3 protein-coding genes are annotated in these 2635 nt (G+C 61.7%); 2 read left to right on the forward strand and 1 reads right to left on the reverse strand.

Features of this window, described 5'->3' with window-relative positions; genetic code table 11:
• Together der and B4F73_RS15240 are read left to right on the forward strand one after the other, a co-directional pair.
• Window positions 1-1123, forward strand: a 1123-nt coding sequence (gene der / locus B4F73_RS15235; protein WP_290483692.1) for a ribosome biogenesis GTPase Der, incomplete at its 5' end; no start/stop codon positions are given.
• Between the two features lie 87 nt (window positions 1124-1210).
• Entirely contained in the window at window positions 1211-2266 is a 1056-nt protein-coding gene (locus B4F73_RS15240; protein ID WP_349679580.1) for a methyltransferase domain-containing protein, read from the forward strand.
• Between the two features lie 6 nt (window positions 2267-2272).
• Here the strand turns inward: B4F73_RS15240 and arfB are convergent.
• Window positions 2273-2635, reverse strand: a 363-nt coding sequence (gene arfB, locus B4F73_RS15245; protein WP_290483694.1) for an alternative ribosome rescue aminoacyl-tRNA hydrolase ArfB, incomplete at its 5' end; no start/stop codon positions are given.

Consider the following 2635-nt stretch of genomic DNA (forward strand, 5'->3'; position numbering starts at 1 on the left):
TGGCTTGTCTGCCGAGCATGGCGAGGGCATGGCCGAACTTTACGAAGCCATTCGTCAGGCACTGGGCGAGGAAGCGTTCGAACTCGCCCTGCAGGAGGCCGAACTGGATTATGATCCCCGCGCCGCCGAGGACATTATCGAGAAGCTCGCCCATATCGATATCGACGATTTCTCCGTGTCCGATGATGATCTCGTCGCCGCCATTGAAGCGGCGGATGTCGACGTTGAACCCGAGCCGCAAAAAGACGACAAGCCGATCAAACTGGCCATTGTCGGCCGCCCGAATGCCGGCAAGTCCACGCTGATCAACCAGCTGCTACAATCGGACCGCCTGCTGACCGGTCCCGAAGCCGGCATCACGCGCGACTCCATCTCTATTGACTGGGAATGGGAAGGCCGCCGCATCCGCCTGGTCGATACCGCTGGCCTGCGCCGCAAGAACAAGGTGCAGGAGCGCCTTGAACGGATGTCGACTGGCGAGACGATCCGCTCGCTGAAATATGCAGATATCATTGCCCTCGTCATGGACGCACACGAGGCGATGGAAAAACAGGACCTGCTGATTGCCGACCTCGCCCTGCGCGAAGGCCGCGGCGTCGTGTTGGTCATTTCCAAATGGGACACGGTGAAAAAGCCGGATGAAGCCGCCAAACATATCCGGGATCTTGCCAACCGGCTGATGCCGAATGCTGGCGGTGCACCCGTCGTGTTCCTGTCCGGCCTGACTGGTCGGCATACGGACAGGCTGATGCCAGCCGTGGTCAAGGTCTATCAGGATTGGACCGCACGCGTGAAGACGGGCGATCTGAACCGCTGGCTGCGCCACACGGTTGAGCGCCATCCGCCGCCAAGCGTTCAGGGCAAGCGCATCAAGCCACGCTACATGGCCCAGATGAAGGCGCGTCCGCCGACCTTCGTGCTCATCGCCTCGCGCGGTGACCAGATGCCGGAAACCTACAAGCGCTATCTGATCAACAATCTGCGCGATGCCTTTGACATGCATGGCGTGCCGATCCGCCTGTTCGTCCGGCAGGGCAAGAACCCCTATGCTGACAAGGCCGACGGCGCGCGCAAGCCCCAAGGCAAGAGCCCTTATCGCGGCAAGCCGATCAAGAAGGGCTAGCGCGCTCGCACACATATCCGTGACTGGAAACGACTGGCGTACCTGCCTAGGGTCGCCCCGATCAATGCGGAGACTCAAATGTACCAGATGCAGGATGTGGTGAAAACCTATTACGGCGAGACGCTGACAAGCTCGTCGGACCTGAAGACCGATGCCTGCACGACGGAGTCTCGTCCAGCGGCGCATGTCTCGGCCGCCCTCGCCGCCGTCCATGATGATGTGGCCGCGAAGTATTATGGGTGTGGCCTCGCCATCCCGGCCGCGCTGGAAGGTTTGAAAGTGCTGGACCTTGGCAGCGGGGCCGGACGCGACGTGTTCGCCCTGGCCAAGCTGGTTGGCCCGACCGGCCACGTCACCGGGGTCGACATGACGGATGAGCAGCTGGACGTCGCCCGCGCACATGAGGCCTGGCACGCCGAGCAATTTGGCTACGACTCGCCCAATACGCGCTTTGTGAAAGGCGAACTGGAAAAGCTGGGCGAGCTTGATCTTGAGCCCAATTCCTTTGACCTCATCATCTCCAATTGCGTGATCAATCTCTGCACGGACAAGCCGGAAGTCTTCCGGCAGACCCACCGCCTGCTGAAACCCGGCGGCGAGCTCTATTTCTCGGACGTCTATGCCGACCGGCGGATCCCGCAGGAGTTGATTGATGATCCGGTCCTGTATGGCGAATGCCTGTCGGGGGCGCTCTACTGGAACGATTATGAAGCCATCGCGATGGCGGCTGGCTTTGCCGATCCGCGCGTCGTCAACCATCGCCGCCTTGCCATCATAGATCCGAAATTGAAGGCAAAGGTCGAGCCGATCCGCTTTGCCTCGGTCACAGCACGCCTGATGAAGCTCGACGGTCTGGAGACGGCCTGTGAGGATTACGGCCAGGCTGTCATCTACAAGGGCGGCGTCGAAGGCATGGAGCGCGTCTTCATTCTGGATGCTGAGCACGAGATTGAAGCCGGTCGCGTCTTCCCGGTCTGCGGCAACACGCTCGCCATGCTGATGGAGACACGCTTTGCGCCCTTCTTCGAGGTGGTCGGCGACGGCAAGACCCATTTCGGCGTCTTCCCCGGCTGCGCCGCGCCGGACGTATTTGCAGAGACGCAAGACGCCAGCGGCCCCGCGCCGGTGGGCGGCTGCTGCTAGCGCGCCCTACTCTGTCGGGTCGACATTGCCGCGGAGGGATTTGATCTCGCCTCGGCGTTTCTTTGTGGCGATGCGGCGTTTGACGCTGCCATAGGTCGGCTTGGTCTTGATGCGCCGTTTCGGGCGACGGCTGGCACGAAGGATCATCTCGGCAAGCCGCTTGCGCGCAGATTCCCGGTTGCGCGCCTGGCTCCGATGCTCCGAAGCCTCCAGCATCAGTCGGCCATCCTTGGTTATCCGGTTGGCATACAGTTTGGCGAAGCGCGCCTTCACATCAGGTGGCAGAGATGACGCTTCGACGTGCCAGGTCAGCTGTACCGCAGTCGACACCTTGTTGACGTTCTGCCCGCCGGGACCGGAGGAGGCGAT

Origin of the sequence: Hyphomonas sp. UBA3601, assembly GCF_002375605.1 — a bacterium.
In the GTDB taxonomy this organism is placed as follows: domain Bacteria; phylum Pseudomonadota; class Alphaproteobacteria; order Caulobacterales; family Hyphomonadaceae; genus Hyphomonas.

Coding starts and splice junctions, on each gene's coding strand:
- B4F73_RS15240 (WP_349679580.1), top strand. CDS start 1,211: ATGCAGGATGTGGTGAAAACCTATTACGGCGAGACGCTGACAAGCTCG.